The organism is Anaerotruncus sp. DFI.9.16, assembly GCF_024461615.1.
GTDB lineage: Bacteria > Bacillota > Clostridia > Oscillospirales > Ruminococcaceae > Anaerotruncus > Anaerotruncus massiliensis.
Window position 1 is genome coordinate 1 of the sequence record NZ_JANFZX010000135.1, and the last position, 536, is coordinate 536.

General features: G+C 62.3%; 1 protein-coding gene. It reads right to left on the minus strand.

Going from position 1 to position 536, the window contains the following annotated elements; all coding sequences use genetic code 11:
• Positions 1–536: hypothetical protein (locus NE609_RS17325; protein WP_256153241.1), on the minus strand; the 536-nt coding region annotated here is incomplete at both ends.

Genomic DNA, 536 nt, shown 5'->3' on the forward strand with positions numbered 1-536 from the left:
AGGCGTCCCGCCGCGTCGTAATAAAACAGCGTGGCGTTTCCCTTGGGATCGGTCGTGGAAACCTTGTTTCCGAGCGCGTCGTAGGCCGTGAGGGCCGATTTGCCTGCCGCGTTCGTCTCCTTTGTCACACGGCCCGCGTGGTCGTATTCCCATCTCGAGACGTTCCCGTTGGGATCGATCGTGGAGACTTTGTTGCCCAGCTTATCATAGCCGTGGACGACGACGGAATCCGCCGTCCCCTTCACGCGCTCTTCCACCACACGGCCGAGCTGGTCGCTGGTCGTCTGCGTGACGACGGAGGGCGCTGCGGCGTCCCCGTCGACCGTTTTGGTCACGCGGGAATACCTGCTCTCCACGACGGGTTCATAGACGGCGGTCTCTTTATAGAGCTCCTTGCCCGCCGCGTCCGTCAACGTCCTGGAGATCACGTTGTCGTAGAGATCGTAGACCTGCGCGGTGCGGTTCTTGACCGCGCCGTCCCCGCCGTATGCCGTCTGTTCCGTCAGGCGCTCCAGATGGTCGTATGTAAACGAGGC